Origin of the sequence: Clostridium sp. 19966 (assembly GCF_032335695.1) — a bacterium.
In the GTDB taxonomy this organism is placed as follows: domain Bacteria; phylum Bacillota; class Clostridia; order Clostridiales; family Clostridiaceae; genus JACTOJ01.
Genome location: NZ_JACTOJ010000025.1, coordinates 40571 through 61582 on the forward strand (window position 1 = coordinate 40571; position 21012 = coordinate 61582).

Annotated in this window: 18 protein-coding genes; 6 read left to right on the forward strand and 12 right to left on the reverse strand. The window is 35.5% G+C overall.

The genetic code is table 11. The features are described from left to right. Positions 1-36: 36 nt before the first annotated feature. The 3 genes from IAI10_RS19945 to IAI10_RS19955 are packed head-to-tail and all read right to left on the reverse strand — an operon-like array spanning position 37 to position 3900. The gene (locus tag IAI10_RS19945) at positions 37-1299 is read right to left on the reverse strand and encodes a Ger(x)C family spore germination protein (protein ID WP_315675066.1); all 1263 of its coding nucleotides are present in this window, start codon (positions 1297-1299) and stop codon (positions 37-39) included. Further along, positions 1296-2396 (reverse strand): GerAB/ArcD/ProY family transporter, encoded by a 1101-nt coding sequence (locus tag IAI10_RS19950; RefSeq protein WP_315675067.1) that lies wholly within the window; start codon positions 2394-2396, stop codon positions 1296-1298. The genes IAI10_RS19945 and IAI10_RS19950 overlap by 4 nt, the downstream gene beginning before the upstream one ends. 31 nt (positions 2397-2427) lie before the next feature. Further along, entirely contained in the window at positions 2428-3900 is a 1473-nt protein-coding gene (locus tag IAI10_RS19955) for a spore germination protein (protein WP_315675068.1), read from the reverse strand. A 187-nt stretch (positions 3901-4087) separates the two neighbouring features. Between IAI10_RS19955 and IAI10_RS19960 the strand changes: the two genes are divergently transcribed. The 6 genes from IAI10_RS19960 to IAI10_RS19985 all read left to right on the forward strand — a co-directional run bounded on the left by IAI10_RS19960 (position 4088) and on the right by IAI10_RS19985 (position 14385). Then, a complete protein-coding gene (locus IAI10_RS19960; protein WP_315675069.1) occupies positions 4088-4264 on the forward strand; it encodes a hypothetical protein in 177 nt (58 codons plus the stop codon). 559 nt (positions 4265-4823) lie between these two features. Continuing rightward, entirely contained in the window at positions 4824-9191 is a 4368-nt protein-coding gene (locus tag IAI10_RS19965; protein WP_315675070.1) for a S8 family serine peptidase, read from the forward strand. Between the two features lie 215 nt (positions 9192-9406). Beyond that, positions 9407-10990, forward strand: coding sequence for an ATP-binding cassette domain-containing protein (locus IAI10_RS19970; RefSeq protein WP_315675071.1), 1584 nt, complete (start codon positions 9407-9409; stop codon positions 10988-10990). A gap of 203 nt (positions 10991-11193) precedes the next feature. Next, the gene (locus tag IAI10_RS19975) at positions 11194-12591 is read left to right on the forward strand and encodes an aspartate ammonia-lyase (RefSeq protein ID WP_315675072.1); all 1398 of its coding nucleotides are present in this window, start codon (positions 11194-11196) and stop codon (positions 12589-12591) included. 15 nt (positions 12592-12606) lie between these two features. Further along, entirely contained in the window at positions 12607-13836 is a 1230-nt protein-coding gene (hydF, locus tag IAI10_RS19980; protein WP_315675073.1) for a [FeFe] hydrogenase H-cluster maturation GTPase HydF, read from the forward strand. A gap of 18 nt (positions 13837-13854) precedes the next feature. Next, complete coding sequence (locus IAI10_RS19985; protein ID WP_315675074.1) at positions 13855-14385, forward strand: GNAT family N-acetyltransferase; 531 nt, start codon at positions 13855-13857, stop codon at positions 14383-14385. Between the two features lie 32 nt (positions 14386-14417). Here the strand turns inward: IAI10_RS19985 and IAI10_RS19990 are convergent, their stop codons facing one another. From IAI10_RS19990 to thiC, 9 genes are all read right to left on the reverse strand, one after another. Continuing rightward, positions 14418-14879: a pyridoxamine 5'-phosphate oxidase family protein gene (locus IAI10_RS19990; protein ID WP_315675075.1), complete on the reverse strand. Its 462-nt coding sequence runs from the start codon at positions 14877-14879 to the stop codon at positions 14418-14420. Positions 14880-14891: 12 nt separating this feature from the next. Further along, entirely contained in the window at positions 14892-15413 is a 522-nt protein-coding gene (locus IAI10_RS19995; protein ID WP_315675076.1) for a GNAT family N-acetyltransferase, read from the reverse strand. 33 nt (positions 15414-15446) lie between these two features. Beyond that, positions 15447-15977: a nitroreductase gene (locus IAI10_RS20000; protein WP_315675077.1), complete on the reverse strand. Its 531-nt coding sequence runs from the start codon at positions 15975-15977 to the stop codon at positions 15447-15449. 78 nt (positions 15978-16055) lie between these two features. Next, positions 16056-16652 (reverse strand): thiamine phosphate synthase, encoded by a 597-nt coding sequence (locus IAI10_RS20005; protein WP_315675083.1) that lies wholly within the window; start codon positions 16650-16652, stop codon positions 16056-16058. Then, entirely contained in the window at positions 16649-17755 is a 1107-nt protein-coding gene (thiH, locus tag IAI10_RS20010) for a 2-iminoacetate synthase ThiH (protein ID WP_315675078.1), read from the reverse strand. The genes IAI10_RS20005 and thiH overlap by 4 nt, the downstream gene beginning before the upstream one ends. A 12-nt stretch (positions 17756-17767) precedes the next feature. Next, positions 17768-18532 (reverse strand): thiazole synthase, encoded by a 765-nt coding sequence (locus tag IAI10_RS20015; RefSeq protein ID WP_315675079.1) that lies wholly within the window; start codon positions 18530-18532, stop codon positions 17768-17770. Between the two features lies 1 nt (position 18533). Beyond that, positions 18534-19337: a sulfur carrier protein ThiS adenylyltransferase ThiF gene (thiF, locus tag IAI10_RS20020; protein ID WP_315675080.1), complete on the reverse strand. Its 804-nt coding sequence runs from the start codon at positions 19335-19337 to the stop codon at positions 18534-18536. A gap of 1 nt (position 19338) precedes the next feature. Continuing rightward, positions 19339-19533, reverse strand: a complete 195-nt coding sequence (thiS, locus tag IAI10_RS20025) for a sulfur carrier protein ThiS (protein ID WP_315675081.1) — start codon at positions 19531-19533, stop codon at positions 19339-19341. A 56-nt stretch (positions 19534-19589) separates the two neighbouring features. Continuing rightward, a complete protein-coding gene (thiC, locus tag IAI10_RS20030; RefSeq protein WP_315675082.1) occupies positions 19590-20888 on the reverse strand; it encodes a phosphomethylpyrimidine synthase ThiC in 1299 nt (432 codons plus the stop codon). Between the last annotated feature and the right edge of the window lie 124 nt (positions 20889-21012).

Here is a 21012-nt window from a genome sequence, read left to right on the forward strand (position 1 = left end):
TTAAATAAGTGAACTTCTGCTTATTTAAAACTTTTCTTATTTTATAAAAAATTTTTTTATATTTGATCCAGTATTAATCACTTTTACTTCCACATTTACATTAACAGGGGTATTTTTGAATATTTTATCCCAAGATTCTTCATAATTCTTGTGCCACTCTCTGGGGTGCTGTCTGTAGAAATTAAAACCGAACTGAAAGATATCCACCCCTAATTCCATCTTCCCTCTTTTTATTGCTGCAGCAATATCTGCATATATGTTTCTTTTAAGTTTTTCTTCTATGGAGTCAGTTATAGACGAATCTATATATTCATTTCCTGCATCACTATAATATTTTCTTAAAGCAGCTTCAACCTTCACCTTTAAATATACCGCTGGTTTATTATCTTCGATTGTTATCTTAATTTTACTCGATGAATTAGTTATATAAAAATACAGCATTTTATTAACATCTGCATTAAGCGGCAATTTACTCATATCATCATTTGCAGCAGCTTCATCCGTATTGGAAGCTTCGTAGACATTGATTGTATTGCCCAATATCCAATTTAACCCTAATGTTTCCCTATCATTAAGCCAGCCAACAAATTTATCCTTTTTAAATGCAGCTACTCCATTTGTCATTATATTTCCTTGTTTTTCCACAGCAAATCTTATATCCTTTTGAGCTCCTCCTAAAGCAGATCCAGAATCTCTAATAGGCGGCGTGGTTATTATTCCAGGTGCTACTGCTTCAATGCCTTCGTTAGTCATCATCTGTAAAAAATCATGAAGTGTAACAGAATAAGTATTTCCATTATTTTTAGCAGAATTCAGAAGCATTCTGATTTTTTTACCTGAGGATATCACTGAATTAGGATCACGGGTAGCAATAGTTCCCTCTGCACTTCCAGAAACGATTATTATTCCAACAGAATTACGAATACTTGGAGTACGTTCTATATGCTCAATTATATCTTTCATCATACATTGCGCGGCATCTTCACTGATTAATATAACCTGAAGATATCCAAAAAACAATTTATTAGGACTAACCTGCTGAAGCTTATTTAATGCATCCACTATTGTTAATCCAGAAGCTGAATAAACTGTTCCTCTATTTATATCCATAGATTTTTCTCCAGAAGATTTTACAATTGGTATGTATTGCAAGGTAAGAGTAATTTCATTGGATTTTCTATTTAAATCAATTCCTAAGGAATAGATTTGGGTCATTTCCTCATATTCTGTGTAATCCCAGCAGCCCGTTAAAGAAACAGCAAAAGAAATCAAAAGCATAATGCACAATATTTTTTTCATTTATTATCACTTCCAAACCCCTTTTTCATAATGTGGGAGCCCAAAAAACCTAATATTAAAACAAATATTATAAAGGGTAAAAGAACGTAATAATCTATAAATATGGACATAAAAAAGGCTTTGTTGTAGGAGTTCAGCTTTATAGAAAGCATCATTATTATTATGGATATAAAGATCAATATTGCGAAATAGAATTTTTCTCTCATTAATTTTTTTATTGGTATACAAGCAGAATATAGATATAGCGCTATTCTTAAAGTAGTTATAAGCTGATAGGTAGCCAATATAAATAATTCTAACCCTCTGAAAAAATCCCCAAAATAAATAGCTCTAGATATTTCTACTCCTACAGATGAGGTGCGCAAAAGTAATTCATAACCAGATATCCCTTGCATAATAAACACTGCTAAAGCTAATATAAAGGCCCAAAGCCCACTCCCTTTTATCACGCTTTTTCTGTTTTCATCCTTTTGCGGCATATGACCTATAATGACTATAACCGTTAGCAGTATTTCTGAGGCCGAAGCTAATGAGAAGTATACTGCTTCTCCGAATCTTAATATGGAAGTATCAAAAACGGGCACAATATTTTTCATTTGAAATTCCTTTACAAAACCAAGTGAAAAGCCTGCAAAATAATTTATTATATACCATATGGTAAGAAACTCTATAGTCCTTCCAAAAAGCAGTATTTTATTATTTGTAAATAATAAAGCTGTAACAAGAACAAACAGCATAATCACCCACACTGGTGTCGTCTGCAAAAAATACACTTTAACCGTCCCTGTCAAAAAATTCAAGATAGTTACTGCTAAAATAATATTTATTGCCGCATTTATTGTCACAACAATCGTATATACCATTGTTCCAAAATTGATCCTTATGATATCAAATATATTATTTTCAGGGTACTTTTTACTTAAGCTGAAAATCATCATGCTAAATGGGATTGTTATTAGAATTCCCATAGCTAATGCCACCCATGCTCCTCTGCCTGTTAAATATACCGCCCAAATGAAATTAAAAGCCATATTGCCGCAGCCGCTGGCAAAGGTAATAAATACAATCTGCTCTCTTGTGAATTTATTATATTGCACTTGAATTCACCCTCTTATAAAAAACACTTTATCATTTGCTTTCCCCACCGGCATTGCCTGAACCTCTATTAGAAATAAGCCTTAATTTGTACTTTAACGCTTTAAATGGAGCTCTTATAAACACATCCTTCCAGCCTTGAAATTCTACTGGTAAAATAGGATATAAATAAGGAACTCCAAAGGATTCCAAGGTTACCATTCTCCATAGGAAAATAGCTATACCATTAAAAAATCCAAATATACCCATCAAACCTGATAGCAATATTAAAATATAATTTATTATTCTTGAAGTGTTTACTAGAGTAGTTGAGGAAATTGCAAAAGATGCTATAGCTGAAAATGCCACCACTATAATTAAGGATACGCTAACATAACCAGCTGCTACAGCTGCCTGACCGATTATAACAGCTCCTAAGGTTCCTATGAAATATCCCACTATACCTGGCATACGTGTCCCCGCTTCCCTGATTATATCAATTACTATGGTCATGGCCATTAATTCTATTATTGAAGGAAAAGGTACCCCCTCTCTTCCCTGAGAAATGTTTAAAGCCAGAGAGGGCGGAACAATAGTGTGATTATAGGTAACAAAAGCTAAGTAAAGTGGTGATATGGTAATGGATATAAAGAATGCTAAAACTCTTATTACTCTTAACATGGAACTGGCATAAGAAAACTGCGAATAATCATCCATGGTTTTAAAATTATCCCAAAAGGACATTGGCACTATGAGAGCAAAAGGACTATTATCACAGATTATAGCTGCATATCCTGCAGATAATGCTCTTGCAGTCATATCTGGACGCTCTGTAAGCCTGCATGTGGGAAATATACCATTGGGTTTATCTTGTATAAATTCAATCAGCGTGCTTGCACCATCTACCATGTCCGTATCTACGTTATTTAACCTTTTTTTCACTTCCCCAATCACTTCATCGCTAGCTAAATCCTTAATCCATAGAAGCTTTAAATTTGTATTGGATAATTTTCCCGCAGTAAATTCAGAAGTTTGAAGTGCCTGTATGGGAAGTCTTCTGATTATCATGCTTATATTAGTATCTATATCCTCTACAAAGGCTTCCTTAGCAGCATAAACAGTTATTTCATTTTCTGGTTTATCTATAGCTCTTTTTTCAATTTTTCTGCTTTGAATTATAAGTGCTATGCTGCTTTTTTCAAAAAAAACTGCTGTATTTCCTTTTAGCAATTCTGTTATTATATCTTGCATTTGATTTGTTTTCTTTGAATTGATAGATGAAGTATATAGTTTTTCTGCTAATACGCTGAAATAATCCTCAAAATCGCCCTGTATAAGCGGATAAATAACCTCACTATTCACTAGATCTTTATCACAAATATTTTCTATAAAAGCTATGCCGATTTCTACTTTCCCTTGAAAGGTTTTAAACTTGCCTTTGCTAAAACCAGATATATTCTTCAGCTTAGCTTGAGCAAACATTAGATTTTCATCTACAGAATCATATACATTTGTTCTCTCCTGCACAGCCACTCCCCCTACAAATGAAATTATTAAATTTAATATATATAGTAGTGTCTATTTTCTATTATTTTATACTCAGCAGCACTTTTACTTGTTTTCGACTATTTTATTCAATTTTCTCAGTTAATTTTAAGTTTCTAGCTATATAATTGACTAATAGAAAATTACACTTGGAAAGGGGGAAATACCAATGAACATATCATCAGTTCTTAATTCATCATACTCAAACAATATTAGCAGCAAACAAGTAACAAAAGCTGACGTAATATCCAGTGCAACTAAGGCTCAGCATACTCAAGCAGCAGACGCTATATCAAGCGCAACTAAATCTAATGGCGGAGATCACTACTTCGAAGCTAGAGCCTAATTAAAGATTATGTTTTGACTTACATAAATTTTCTTATAAGGCTGTACAGACTTATTTCACCCAAGTAAAAATGCGGTTGAAATAAGTCTTTATTTTTTACAACTTTTTTACATTTTAGTGACAATATTGAGACTAAATTCCTTCTGATTAATGATACATTAATCCTAAGAATTTGTATATTTTTGTATTAATCCTATTTAAACCTTAGGTTCTGTTTTAAATCAGTGTTGATTTTTACACTGATTTAAAACTTCCTTCAGTTCGGGAGGCTATGTTTTAAAATGTTGATATTATCGTTTGAGTTCTAGGAACTCTTAGGGATTGCGACTTATAATTGGCGTAATTTTGCCCAGGACGGGCAAAGCAATTTTAGCGCCACGGAGGGCGCATTAAAATTGGTAGTCAATTATAACAAAGCAGCCCTTAGAGTTCATCCCATGGGTTCTGAAAGAAACCATGCCATTACGAAAAATGCCTTTATCAACATTCTTTTAAAACATAGCCAAACCTTAAAGTATACAATTTCTCAAATACTTATTTTTATTGAGGGGTGATATACTTGCGTAAATTAAGAAAAGAGATTACAGCCTTGGCGCTGATGCTTTGCACATTATTTACTATATTTAATGGCTTTCCCGTAAAAGCTGTCAGCGCCTCTACTCTTGGCGAACAAAAACTTAAGCAAATAGCCTTAAGTAAGCTAGTAGAAAGCACTAATGAAAATTTTAAAGAAACCGCTGCAAAAACTAAAGATGTTTATCGTAATGCGGGCAACGCCTCCGAAGGAGATGGTTTATCCAAAGAAAAGACTTCAAATTCAAAAGAGACTATCAGATTGATTGTAGAACTAGATGGTCAACCGGCCTCAGAAAAGATTAAGCCAGACAATAATAAATCTCAGCGAAAGGCTGCTGTTAATGATGTTAAGGCTTCACAAAAATCAATCATTGAAGCTGCTCAAATCATAACTGGAAATAAAGTCACTAAAAATTATGGTTATCTGGTTAATGGCTTTAGCATTAATGGAAAAAGAGACGACATTGATAAGATACGGAACTTAAGTGGTGTAAAAGCAGTAACAGAAGCAAAAAAATATTATCCAGACATGAAATTTGCAAAAGAACTTACTCAAGCCTACAGCACTTGGCAAGATCTAGGCTTTAAGGGTGAAGGCATGGTAGTTTCTATAATTGATACTGGAATAGACTATAATCATAAGGATATGAAACTAACAAACCCAGAGAAAGCTAAAATCAAGCCAGAAGATGTAAAGGATCTTGGAAAATACTTTACAGCTAAGGTTCCCTATGGTTATAATTTTGCAGATTGTAATACAGATATATTAGATACAAATCCTGGCACTGAAATGCATGGCATGCATGTTGCTGGAATAGTTGCGGCAAATGGTAATTCAAAGGATATAGACTCCTTTAATGCTGTACAAGGTGTAGCTCCAGAAGCACAGCTTCTTGCTATGAAGGTTTTCACTAATAACAGTCAAACAAATTTAGCCTTTAGTGACGATATAATAGCTGCTATAGAAGAATCAGTAATAATGGGTGCAGATGTTATAAACATGAGTCTTGGCAGTGATGCTGGTTTTACGGACGAAAACGACCCAGAACAAAAGGCTATTAAAAAGGCTGTAGATAATGGAGTTGCTGTGGTGGTAGCTGGAGGTAACAGCAGCATGTCCTCCAACGCTAACCCTCCTAATCCTAAATATACAAAAATAAGAAATAGATTAGGTACTATAGATAATGGAACCATAGGAAGTCCTGCTACCTCACCAGATGCTATAACCGTGGGTTCCTATGATAATAGTTACAGACCTTGGCGAGCTTTAGAATATACCTATGATGGTTCTCAAAGCAACCCGTTAATTCCCTATACTTTTTTATGGAAGGACTTTAAGGATACGCTTAAGGATGAAAAGGGTTATGAAGTGGTAGACTGTGGTGACGGTAAATCCAACCTAGATCCTGCAAAGCTATCCGGGAAAGTAGCCTTAATAAAATATCCTGAGGATGAAATATATGAGCCTTATGGTGAGGTTAGAAATGTTGGAGTTAAAGAAGCTGAGGCTGCCAAGGCGGCAGGTGCTGTGGGTGTTTTATTCTATAAGCCTGGAGACGAAACAGTCGAAGCAGAATTAGGTTATACCATACCTTTTGATATGCTTTGCGGCGTAATTCCTTCTTCTTCAGCAGAAACCTTAAAAAATTTAATAGGCAAAAATTTAAAAATCACTTTTAAGGGAGAACTAAAGGAAGCCTTAAACAGCACTGCAAATGAGATGTCTGAGTTTTCCTCTTGGGGTCCTACTCCAGAATTTGGCTTCAAGCCTGAAATTACTGCACCTGGTGGTTCTATATATTCCACTGTAAATAATAACGCCTATACCATTATGTCTGGAACCTCCATGGCAACTCCAAATGTTTCTGGTGGAGAAGCCTTAATATTAGAAGGCTTAAAAGCTAAAAATTCTTCTCTAAAAGGAAGAGACTTGGTAGAATTTATAAAGACCTCATCAATAAACACTGCAAAAGTAGAAATGGACAAATATAAGCCTACTGTTCCCTATTCGCCAAGAAGACAGGGCTCAGGAATGCTTCAAATAAAGGATGCAATAAACAATTCTGTGGCGATAACAGACCTTAATGGAAATGCAGCTATAGCTTTAAAAAACATAGATAAAAGCACTAGCTTCGAATTAAAGCTAAAAAATTATGGAAATTCAGAGGCTTCCTATAATCTAGGTGATGCTTCAATACTTACTGAAGAAAGTGATGCTGTAACACAGGATGTTCACGAAAAAAATATAGACGGAGCCAAAATGAGCTTTAGCAGAAATACTATAACGGTCCATGCCGGCGGAGAGGTTAAAGTTAAGATAACTATTTCTTTACCCAATAGCCTTAAAAAGCAAAATTATGTAGAAGGCTTTATACAATTTAACTCTAAGGATAGCCAAAAACCTTCTCTGCACGTTCCCTACATTGCATTTTATGGAGACTGGGACAGCATAGCAGCCTTTGATAAGCCTGCTTGGGACAAGGACTCTAAGCTTTCAGACTTTTGGTCAAAATATGTTTCCTACTATGACAGCATGGAAAGAGGCCATGAAGTAAAGGATGCTTTAAATGAAGGCACCACTCTAGGTTATATAGACAGCAATGGACGATTTACCTCTGGAGGCACCTACAATTACACTGCCTATGGAGAACAATATAATATAAATCCAGATGACATAGCCTTTTCTCCTAATGATGATGGATATATAGATGCAATACTTCCAAGGCTTTATATGTTCAGAAATGCAAAGCAAATAACCACTGAAGTGCTAGATGAAAATAAAAGAGTAATACAAACCACTTCCATAGATAGCTCCATTAAGAAAGACTTACTTTATAACGAACTTCATTGGGGCTTTGGTACTGTATTAAAAGCTGCTGCTTGGAATGGAAAGCTTTATGATAAGGCTACAGGAGAGTATAAACTGGCTCCAGAGGGAAAATACTATATGAAGCTTTCAGTAATACCAGCTTCTGGCGGAAAGGCTCAAGAAATAACCATGCCCTTTAAGCTTGATTTAACCAAGCCTACTATACAAATAATTTCTGAAAATAAAGCAGCTGACGGAAATTATATATTAAAATGGAAGGCAGAAGACAATCTTTCAGGAATAAATAACGATAATACCCAAATAGCTGTTAATGGACAAGCTATTAGAGGAGAAAAAATTAATAGTGAAGGAAATGGAATTTACAGCACAGAGGTAAATTTAATAGATAACTCTAAAAACACCTTAGAGCTCTTATGCTTTGATGGGGCTGGAAACAGTGCTTATGCTACTTCCATCGTACCAATTGGAAAAGTAAAGCCTCTTTCAATAAATAATATAACAGATGGCATGTGGTACAACCAAAATAACTTAACCATAGCTGGTAGTACCTCTGAAGATGTAGCAGCCTTAACAATCAATGGTGCTAAATTGAAGCCAGATGAAGCTGGAACCTTTAGCTATACACTTCAATTGACTCAAGGTAAAAATGTAATAGATTTTACTGCTGAAGGCAAAACTGGCAATATATTAAGCAAGGAAAGCTATACAGTTTACTGCGACTCAATTGCTCCTGTTATTATCGTTTCCTCTGTAACTAAAAATGCTACGGGAATCAATATTAAGGGAACAGTAAAAGAAGATAACCTTCGTTCCTTTACTATAAACTCTGAGGAAGTACCTGTAGCTAAGGATGGTTCCTTTGACTATGATACAAAGCTGAGTGATGAATTTTTCCTAAAAGCTTCAGACCCTTGCAATTCAACTTCTGCGATCCTTTACATCAACAGCAGCGAAGATTCTGATTATGGTGTCAGCTTTAATAATTTAACTTCCTTAATGACTATTTCTAAAGCCGATACAGATAATGATATTTACACCATTAACGGCATTGCTTATAGAAAAGATGAAATTCTAAAAATTAATGATAATGTAGTTCCTATAAAGGATGACTCAAGCTTTACCTATAAGCTGAAGCTTCAGCAAGGTGAAAATAAAGTAAAAGTAGAATTATCAGATAGCTCTGGCAATGAAATATATAACTACTCCTATGTAGTTTTCTATAATTCTATAATGCCGGATATAAAGCTTATTAAACCCTATATAAAAGATGATAAAGTTTATACCACAAACGGCAAAATAACCCTTAAGGGTGAACTCACTAATACCTCTGGAAGCTATAAACTGTTCATTGACGGAAATTGTATATTGAATAAATCAGATGATGCAGTGGGCAGCAATAACTTTGAATATACAGTTAAGGTAAAACAGGGGGATATTATAACTATTCGAGTAGAAGATTCTCAAGGTAATGTGGTAGAGAAAAAGCTTCAGGCAGTTATAGGTAAAACTCCAAAGAATTAATATTTCTCAAAGAAAGCTGGTAAAGTTTCCAGCTTTCTTTTTTTATAACCTTGAAGCAGAGGAAAATTCAATAAATAGCAGCAATAATTAGTGGAATCTTAACAAAATAGTTGATGAAAATTATCGGAATTTATGTTATACTAACACAGATTATATATGTTACGGACATAATATTTGTATATGTACCTTAACTTTATTGAAAGGATGATTTATTAGTGATTACTGTAACCAATGTTGGCTTAAGATATGGTGCAAGAAAACTTTTTGAAGACGTAAATTTAAAGTTTACACCTGGAAACTGCTATGGTGTAATAGGTGCTAACGGAGCCGGAAAAAGTACCTTCTTAAAAATATTATCTGGAGAGATTGAACCAAACACCGGAGAGATTAACATAGCTTCTGGCGTGAGACTTTCCGTACTTAAGCAGGACCACTTCCAATATGATGAATACAGAGTTATAGAAACTGTTATCATGGGAAACGAGCGTCTATATGAAATCATGAAAGAAAAAGATGAAATATATGCAAAGCCTGACTTCACAGATGAGGACGGAATAAGAGCTTCTGAGCTTGAAGGTGAATTTGCAGACTTAAACGGCTGGGAAGCAGAATCTGAAGCTTCTTCAGTGCTTCAGGGGCTTGGAATAGGCACAGAGCTTCATGAAAAAAACATGTCAGAACTTATTGAAGCTGAAAAGGTTAAGGTGCTTTTAGCTCAAGCTTTATTTGGAAAACCAGGAGTGCTTATCCTTGACGAGCCTACCAACGGTCTTGATATAAAATCTATAAACTGGCTTGAAGAATTCCTTATAAATTTTGAAGGAACAGTTATAGTTGTATCCCATGACAGACACTTCTTAAACAAAGTTTGTACTCATATGGCTGATGTAGACTTCGGAAAAATAAAGCTTTATGTAGGAAACTATGACTTTTGGTATGAATCCAGCCAATTAGCCCTTGCTATGGCAAAGGATCAGAACAAGAAGAAGGAAGAGAAGATAAAAGAGCTTCAGGAATTCATAGCTCGTTTCAGTGCCAATGCTTCAAAATCCAAGCAGGCTACTTCTCGTAAGAAGCTTCTTGACAAGATAAATGTTGAGGATATAGAGCCTTCCAGCAGAAGATATCCTTTCGTTGGTTTTAAGCCTGAAAGAGAAGTTGGAAATGATATTTTAAGAGTGGATGGCTTAACTAAGACTATCGATGGGGAAAAAATATTAAATAATGTAAGCTTCACTGTATCCAAGGGAGATAAGATTGCTTTTCTTGGTAATGATATAGCTAAGACTACTTTATTTAAGATTCTTACTGGAGAAATGGAACCAGACAGCGGAGAATATAAATGGGGAATAACCATCACTAATGCTTACTTCCCTGCTGATAACAGCGAATTCTTCAATGATGTAGATTTAAGCCTAGTAGATTGGCTTAGACAGTTCTCTGAAGAAAAATCTGAAAGCTACTTAAGAGGCTTCCTTGGAAGAATGTTATTCTCCGGTGAAGAAGCTCTAAAGCAGGCTAAGGTTTTATCTGGAGGAGAAAAGGTTAGATGTATGCTTTCAAAAATGATGCTTAGCTCAGCTAACGTACTTATTTTAGATCAGCCTACAAACCATCTTGATCTTGAATCTATAACTGCTTTAAATAACGGACTTAGAGATTACAAGAGCATAATACTATTTGCTTCCCACGACCATCAGTTTGTGGATACAATAGCTAATAGAATAATAGAAATTACTGAAGATGGCGTTGTAGATAAGCTTATGACCTACGATGAATATCTTGAGTGGAGAAACTAGATAAAACTTGTGATAAAATTTCAATTCCCAATTTACAAATTTCAAGTAAGAAGTAATAGTTAAAAATTAATAGTTATTGCGTCAATAAAAAACTTTCCTATGCCTAGGAAAGTTTTTTGGCTATAATAAAGATGTGTACAAATTACATGTTGTAAAGTAACTTGTAGGTTTTTAATTTGTTATTAGCTTAAGGAGGTTTTTCCTTGAAATATAGAATTGAAAAGGATGCTCTAGGAGAAATGAGCATTGAAGAAGATAAATATTATGGTATTAATACTAAAAGAGCTTTGGGCAATTTTGCTTTAGGAGCTAAATCTGTAAATTTAGCTCTTGTTCATGAAATAGCTCTTATTAAAAAGGCTGCCGCTAAAGTCAATCTCACCTTAAAAAGCCTTTCATCTGACATTGCAGGAGCTATAATAAAAGCCAGTGAAGAGGTTATTGAAGGAAAATTTGATGATGAATTTACTGTAAGTGCTCTTCAAGGCGGAGCAGGTACCTCTACTAATATGAACGTGAATGAAGTTATAGCTAACAGAGCTATAGAGCTTCTGGGGGGCAAAAAAGGTGATTACAGTTTAGTGCACCCTCTTAATCACGTCAATATGTGTCAATCCACCAATGATGTGTACCCTACAGCTGTGAGAATAGCTTCCATAAGGCTTCTAAGAAAGCTAAGTTCTTCTCTTGCTGAACTTCAGGAAGAGCTTCAAAGAAAAGAAAATGAGTTTAGTGATATAATAAAATTAGGCAGAACAGAGCTTATGGACGCTCTCCCAATGTTAGCAGGGCAAGGTTTTGGTGCATATGCTCAAGCTATTGCAAGGGATCGCTGGAGAGTTTATAAGGTGGAAGAAAGACTTAGGCAGATAAATATAGGCGGCACTGCTATTGGCACCGGCATGAATGCTCCAATAAAATATATATTTATGATTACAGATGAGCTGCAGGCTCTCACAGGGCTTGGTCTTGCTAGAGCTGAATTTCCTATGGATATTACTCAAAATACTGATGTATTTGTTGAAGTATCTGGTCTTTTAAAAGCTTGTGCAGTTAACCTTATGAAAATATCAAATGATCTAAGACTGCTAGCTTCTGGTCCAAGAGGGGGCCTTAGCGAATTATCTCTTCCAGAGGTTCAAGCAGGCTCCAGCATAATGCCTGGAAAGGTTAATCCTGTGATCTGCGAAATGGTAGCTCAGGTTTCCATGAAAGTTATATCCAATGACTATGCCATAACTCTTGCCAGCTCTTCAGGGCAGCTGGAGCTTAATGCTTTTCTGCCTCTGATTGCGGAAAGCCTTTTGGAATCCTTGGAGCTGCTTACTGATACCTGCAATATTTTTAGAGAAAAATGCATACAAGGAATAGAAGTAAACAAAGAAGCCTGCATAGAAAATATTGAAAACTCCACTGTTTTAGCTACGGCCTTAACAAATCATATTGGTTATGATAAGGCTGCTTATATAGCAAAAAAAGTACTAAAAGAAAATAAGACTGTTAAACAGATAGTGCTGGAAGAGAATATATTATCAAAGGAAGAAGTAGATAAAATATTAAATATATACGAAATAACCAAACCCGGTATACCAGGCAAATAGTTTAGGAGTGATAAAATGAGTTTAAATGAAACACCAAGGGGCTCTAGAGTACATATTGCCCTGTTTGGTAAAAGAAATGCTGGTAAGTCCAGCATAATAAATGCCATAACAAACCAACAGCTTTCCATAGTTTCTGAAGTAAAAGGAACCACAACAGACCCCGTTTACAAATCTATAGAAATACTTCCTATAGGACCTTGCGTGGTCATCGATACCGCTGGAATAGATGATTTAGGTGCTCTAGGAGAGCTAAGAGTGAAAAAAACCTTTGAAGTGCTGGATAAAACTGATGTAGCTCTTCTGATAATCGACAGTGAAGCAGGAGTATCAGAGGAGGATTTAGCTACCTTTAACAGAATAAAAGAGAAGAAAATCCCCTGCATAGTTGTATTGAATAAATGCGATATTAGAGCTCTTGAAGAAGCAGAATTGCAAAGGCTAAAAGATACTTTTAAGTCACCTGTAGCTAAAGCTTCAGCCGCTACTAAAGCAGGTATTGATGCCTTGAAAAAAGAAATCATAGCACTTCTTCCTGAGGATGAGGATAAATTTAAAATAGTAGGTGACCTTATAAAACCTGGTGACTTTGTAGTGCTGGTTACTCCTATAGATAAAGCTGCTCCTAAGGGAAGACTGATTCTTCCTCAGCAGCAAACCATAAGAGACATACTTGAAAGTGATGCTATAGCTATAGTTACTAAGGAATTTGAGCTTAAAGAAACCCTAGAAAACTTAGGCAAAAAACCTAGTCTGGTTATAACGGATTCTCAGGTTTTCCTTAAAGTAGCTGCAGATACCCCTAAGGATATACCTCTTACCTCCTTTTCTATACTTTTTGCAAGATACAAGGGAGATTTAGTGGAGCTTGTAAAAGGAGCAAAGGCTATAGATAAGCTTAAGGACGGAGATAAGGTACTTATAGCAGAAGGCTGCACTCATCATAGACAATCTGATGATATTGCTACTGTAAAAATACCTAGATGGATAAGACAAAAGACAGGAAAGCAGATTGAATTTGAATACAGCTCAGGCGCTACTTTTACAGAAGACGTTAGAAAGTACGCTCTCATAGTCCACTGCGGAGGATGTATGCTTAATGCTGCTGCCATGAGAAGCAGACTTGAAAGTGCTAAAGAATTTGATGTTCCTATAGTTAACTATGGTATATTAATAGCCTATGTTCAAGGAATATTAGATAGAGTGTTGGAGCCTTTCCCTCTTGCAAAACTAATTTGGCAGGAATAATTAGCTAAGGAGAAATATATGATATACTTTGAAAATAATAACATTACTATAAGATCCTTAAAGGCTGAGGATATTGTTCCTCTATTTTCTTGCTCAATAGATAAGGAAATAAACAGATTCGATCCAAGACCATTACCGCAAAACAGTATGGAATTGTTAAAAGAATGTGAGTATTATTGTTCTCTCTTCGATAATGAAAAGTTCAATGCTAATATTGAAGATAGAAAATATCTATATTTTATAATTACAGATAAAGAAGATAATTTTATAGGTTTCGTAAATTTCTTCAGCATGGATAAAACGAAAAAACAAGGTGAAATGGGCATAGCTATATGGGATAAGCGTTATTGGGAAAAAGGTATCGCTTCCTTAGCGGTTAACGCTGCTGTTGAATACATATTTAATACTATAAATTTTAATAGAATATATATAGAAACTGGAGAAGCAAATCTCCCAGCCCTTGGACTTTTTTCAAAGCTAGGTTTTAAAAAGTGTGATGAAGATATAGACGAGGGTTTCAAATTTATAGTTATGGAGAGGCTGAAATAGGACGGTACTTGACCGTCCTATTTTGTAATTAGCTATATTCTTCCTTTGCCTGTAACGTGATCAATTCTTATTCCATATACCTTTGCCTTATCTGCAGCCTTTTCTACATATTTTCTTCCTTCTTCCATATAATCAGAAGAAAACTTCTTTACGAAAGCCATGAGAGCAGCAATTTTTTCCTCTCCACACACTTCCTCTGCAGTTCCGAAAACTATTGCGCTTCTATAGTCAGTGCTAAATTTATCTGCAAGTATATCATGCTTGGTTACAGCAGTAAAAGAAACCTTATTATTCTTTTTTATCATATCTAACTTTTGTCCCTCTGCAGCGCAATGAAAATATATTTTTTCATTCTCATATACATAATTTATAGGAACTCCGTAAGCATATTCCTCTCCATTTATAGCTAGGAATCCAAAATCTGCAGTGTTTAATATTTCTATAGTGCCCTCACTGGACAGCTGTCTTTGACTTTTTCTCATTTCTTTAAACATAAGTAAAACTCCTCATATTTTCTTAAGCATATGAATATCATCAAACCATTCTCCATCATAATAAATAACCTTTTCGTTTCTGCCTATTTCCTTATATCCAGAATATTCATATAGCCTTTTAGCTTTCTCATTGAAATCAAATACTCCAAGCTCAATAAATTTAAAGCCTAAATTTACGCATTCCTCTTCAATAAGCTTCATAACGATTCTACCTATCCCTTTTCCACGATAAGTGCCCTCTCCTATTATGATGCTTATCCATGCGGTCTTTTCGCCTTTATTGATGAGTCCTCCGAATTTATAAATTATGCTGCATACTCCAATGGCCTTATCTTCATCGCGCACTATATAGGTTATCTTATCCATATTTTTTTTAATTGCTTCCATGAGACTCTCAGGCTCTGCATCCATAATCATCTTTTCAGAAAATCTAGGAGTTATAAGAGGTTTTATTTTCTCATCATTATACCATTCACACATGATGGCAAATATATCTATAGTATAATTCGTTAGTTTCTTTATATTTATGCTCATTGTATTATCCTTTTCTTGCTGTTTATACTAAGCTTATTTTATTATAGTAACGGTATTTTCTTTTCTTGGAGCTGGGGAAGCTTCTGCCGCTTTATAACCAAAAGCGCCTGTTCCAAATACACTGAAGCCGCTTGGAATTCCTAACTCTTTTCTGACGCTTTCGCCCTTTGGAGAATTAAGAAAAACTTGAATGGAATAAATCCAGCAAGAACCTATATTTAGAGATTCTGCTGCTAAAAACATATTTTCAAGAGCTAAAACACAGTCTTCTTTAGAAGTAGGAACTGCCAAATCACCTGAGGCTATTATAAGAGTAGGGGCATTGTAGAATACAGAAAATGCCTTATTATCAGCTTTTCCTATAGCTTCTTTAGCCCCTTCATTTATTTTCTCTAGTAATTCCTTATTCTGAACAGCGGTAAAATGCCAAGGTTGTCTGTTCATACCTGTAGGAGCAAACTTAGCTGCCTCTAAAATTAAGTTTAATTCTTCATCGTTTATGTTCTCAGCCTTGTACTTTCTTGTACTTCTTCTGTTTAATATAGTTTTCAGAGTTTCATTCATTGATTTTTCCCTCCATAACAAAAATACTTACAATTAATTATACTTCTAAAATAATTAATTGTAAGTATTATATTAAAATTATAGGATAGCTAATCTCAAACTTTTCAAATATTCCAAAGGCCTTTCATTTTCCATAACCGAGGACATGAACGCGGCTCCCTGTGCACCTGTATTTAATACCTCTTTTAAATTATAAGAATTTATTCCTCCGACAGCTATCACTGGTATCGTTAAGGCATGGCATATGGTTTCTAGGAATTCCATACCTCTCCCTTCCAATCCCCGCTTGCAGGCAGTATTAAATATATGGCCAGCTATAACGTAATCCGCTCCCTTTTTTTCTGCTGCTACGGCTTCTTTTAAGGAATGTATTGATACTCCTTTTAAACCATTAAAAGCTTCTTGAAAATTCATAAAAGCTTCATAGCTTAATTGTATTCCATCAGCTTTTACCCTATTAGCCACTTCGTAATTTCCATTGATTATCAATAGGCTTCTATTATCCGTAATGATTTTAGCTTTAAGAGCAATCTCATATAAAGCTTCCGACGGCAAATCCTTTTCTCTCAGAATTATTGCATCTGCTCCACCCTCTACACTTTCTTCTATAATCTGCCCTAAAGTTTTATTCTTTAAAAGTTTTCTGTTGGTAATAGCAAATATTTTTCCGATCATTTTACACACTGCCAATCCTTCATAATTGCACAATAGCCTTTATTAGAAAGCATATTTTTTATTTCTTTTACACTTCTTCCATCCGCGATTTCAAACTGTCCTTCCCCTTTATCTTTTTTGGTATGACCACCAATCTCTACAGAAACCCCTGCTGATAGTTTGGTTACTCCAATAGGTATCAAATTATCTCTAAGTTCAGCACTCTCCCTAGTGGTCATATTTATTCCAGCTCTTGGCATAAAAAGTTTAGATGCCACCATTATCTGAACCAGATTTTTATCATTTACATCATATATATCTGTAAAGCTCCCAGCATGGGGTCTTATTCTTGGTATGGACATATTAATCTCCATATGAGGAAAATTATCCTCTATATATTTAGCATGAAGTCCTGAAAAATATGCCTCTTTTCTCCAGTTAGTAAGTCCATATAAAGCTCCTACTCCTATGGAGCTTATTCCAGCCCTACAGGCTCTTTCTGGTGTTTCAACTCTAAATCTATAATCCTTCTTTGGCCCTTCCAAATGTATTTTATCATAAATTTTCATATCATAGGTCTCCTGATAGATAGTTAATCCATCTACACCTGCCTCTACCAGCTCCCTATATTCTTCTTCCTTAAGCGGGTAGATTTCGATGGATATGGAATCAAAATATTTCCTCATGATCTTCACTGCATCCTTAATATAAGCTACAGGACTATAATGTCTTGACTCTCCAGTAAGAAGAATAACGTGTCTTAGTCCCGTTTCAAATATATTCTTACATTCCTTATCTATTTCTTCCATAGTAAGCTTCTGCCGCTTTATATCGTTATCTAGATTATAGCCGCAGTAAGAGCACTTATTTATGCAATAATTTGATATATATATTGGAGTATACAGCACCACTGCTTTACCAAAATTACTAAGAGTAAGCCTTCTTGCTTTTTGGGCCATCTCTTCCAAAAACTTCTCTGCAGTAGGTGCTAGAAGGCATAAGTACTCTTCCTTAGATATATACTCCTTAGTAAGGATATACCTTATTCTATCCTCAGTAACAGTTTTAAAAAATTCATCAACATCATACTGCTGAAGCTCTGCTGCTATATGAAAAAAACTCATTTATACCACTTCCTATCTTAAGAACCCAGTCAATGGCGATGATGCCTCTGCATAGGATTTTTCCGCTCCAAGTCTTGCCAAGAAGCCTTTTCTCCCTGCTTCTACTGCATACTTAAAGGCTTCAGCCATAAGCACTGGATTTCCTGCAGTAGCAAGTGCAGTATTGGCAAGTACTGCTGCAGCTCCCATTTCCATAGCTTCTGTCGCATCTGAAGGTTTTCCTATGCCTGCATCCACCACTATTGGCACCTTGATTTCTTCTATAAGTATTCTTATAATCTCTCTAGTCTTAAGGCCTCTGTTGCTGCCTATAGGTGATCCTAAGGGCATAACTGCTGAAGCTCCTGCCTCCACCATTCTTCTGGCATCCATAAGATCAGGGTTCATATATGGAAGAACCACAAAACCTTCCTTTGCAAGCATCTCTGTAGCCTTTATAGTTTCATAATTATCAGGCAGAAGATATTTATTATCAGAAATAATTTCTATTTTAACCCAATCTCCACAGCCTGCAGCTCGTGCAATTCTAGCCAGTCTTACAGCTTCTTCTGCACTTCTAGCCCCAGAAGTATTAGGCATTATTATACAATCTCTATCTATATAGTTTAATATGTTTTCTTCCTCATCACTAAGATTCACTCTTCTTAAAGCAGCAGTAACCACATTGGTACCACTGGCTTTTATTATATCAGGAACCATTTTATTTGAGGAATATTTTCCTGTGCCTACAAACAATCTACTTTTTAAGACTTTTCCACCAATCACAAGCTCATCCATTTTATACTTCCTCCTTTAAAAGAAGTCTTACCGCAGCATTTGCTTCATGATTGGCAGCTACGGCCACTCTTGAAGCCATGAGTCCACAGCCTACTCCTGCCTCTGTTTCTAAATCTCCTGTCATATAAAAATTGTCTTTTATTCTCCTGGTTATTACGGAATTCGCAGTGTAAAACCCAGATACTCCAGAAGCAGCTATAAGTTTTTTATCCTTCATACTGCTTAATACCTCAGCAACTAATGCAGCCTTACAAGAAGCATTATCAAAAGCTTCAATTATTATATCTACATCCTTGAATATTTCTTTAATATTGCTCTCATCAAGAAAAACATCCTTGGTTTCTACATCTATAAAGGGATTGCACTCCTTTATGGTTTCCTTCATGGCTTCCACCTTTTTCATACCTATATGTCTGACAAAATAGTACTGCCGGTTAAGATTGCTAGGTTCAACTATATCAAAATCCACTAATAAAAGCTTTCCTACACCCATTCTTGCTAGAGCTACAGCAGCATTGGAGCCAAGCCCTCCAAGTCCAGCCACACCAACTTTAGCCTTCTTAAGCTTTTCATGTACAAAAGGAGTATGCCTAGCGACCATAAGTGCCTCCAGTTCTTCTTTGGATGGCATTTCTCCTCTTTTTATTAAAGTAATTTTATCATTATCCCTTAAAAGCACATCTTCCTTTATAGGAAAAGCGTTATACACTAATATATCCGCATCCTTTTTAAATTTTTCTCTTATATTGAAGGCTGTGCTTCCTGCTTCTACTTCTGTAATAATTTCATTAACATAAATCTTCAATTTAGCCCCCTCCTACAAATCTTATTAATTCAACCTGAGACGAGGTAGTTAATCTTTTATCTGCATACTTATTTTTAGCTATAATTTCTCTGTCCACTTCAACTACTACCTTATCAGACTGCAGCTTTAACTTAGTTAAAAGTTCAGAAACTGTTATACCTTCTTCATAGTTTGCTTTTTCTCCATTAATAATCATTAATACACCTCCTTTCAATAAACTACAATTTTTCCTTTAAAATTTATAATTTATATTTACAGTGCAAGTTCTTCATGGTTAAGTATTTTTTTCATAGTTCTCATAGAGCACATCTTTCCACACATGGTACAAGTCTCTGCATGCTCAGGAGAAGATTCCGCTCTATAGCGCTTAGCTTTTTCAGGATCAATAGCCAGTTCAAACATCTTATCCCAGTTAAGATCAGCTCTGGCTTTGCTCATAGAATTGTCCCAAGCTATAGCTCCTTTAATACCTTTGGTTATATCCGCTGCATGAGCTGCTATTTTTGTTGCAATTATTCCTTCCTTCATATCTTCAAGATTTGGAAGTCTTAAATGCTCTGCTGGAGTAACATAGCATAGGAAATCTGCTCCACTGGAAGCTGCAATTGCTCCTCCTATGGCAGAGGTTATATGATCATAACCAGGCGCTATGTCTGTAACTAATGGACCAAGCACATAGAAAGGAGCACCATGACAAAGTTTTTTCTCCATAAGCATATTTGCTTTTATTTCATTAAGGGGCATATGGCCTGGTCCTTCAATCATAACTTGTACATTTCTTGCCCAAGCTCTCTTAGTAAGCTCTCCTAGAGTTATTAGTTCCTTTATCTGAGAAGCATCAGTTGCATCATGTACAGAACCTGGTCTACAAGCATCTCCCAAGGAAATGGTAATATCATATTTTTCACATATATCTAAAAGTCTGTCGAAGTGCTCGTAGAAGGGATTTTCCTTATTATTAAGCTCCATCCAGGCAAATAAAAGAGAACCTCCTCTAGATACAATGTGAGTCAGTCTTGGATTATCCTTCACTACTCTTGCAGTCTCTCTATTTAACCCTGCATGTATGGTTATAAAATCAACTCCATCTTGTCCATGTTTCTCCACAACATTGAAGAATTCATCCACAGTTATATCCTTAAGCTCTTTATCCCAAAAGCCTATGGCATCATACATAGGAACGGTTCCAAGCATGGCTGTGGATATATCTACTATTCTTTTTCTTAGCCCCTCTGTTTTTCCGTAATTAGATAAATCCATTATAGCTTCAGCTTTCATAGCTATCGCTGTTCTTACCTTATCCAGCTCCATTTCAAAATTGCAGCAGTCCTTTGATATGCCAAGATTTACATTTATCTTTGTTCTAAGTCCCTCTCCTACACCCTCAGGGCTTAGGCTTTTGTGATTCTTATTAGCCGGTATCACTACCTTTCCTTCTGCTATGAGGCTTCTTAATTTTTCCACCTCTATGTTTTCTTTTTTTGCTACTATTTTCATTGCTTCTGTGATTATTCCTTTTCTTGCAGCATCCATTTGAGTAGTATATTTCATAATTATCCTCCTAAATCATAACCACCGGCTTAGCCGGTGGTTTGCTCAGCCCTATAAGGGCCTATTACTGGCTGGGCTGAAAGCCCTCTGAATCAGTCTGCCAATCGCATATTTTCCCATGCAG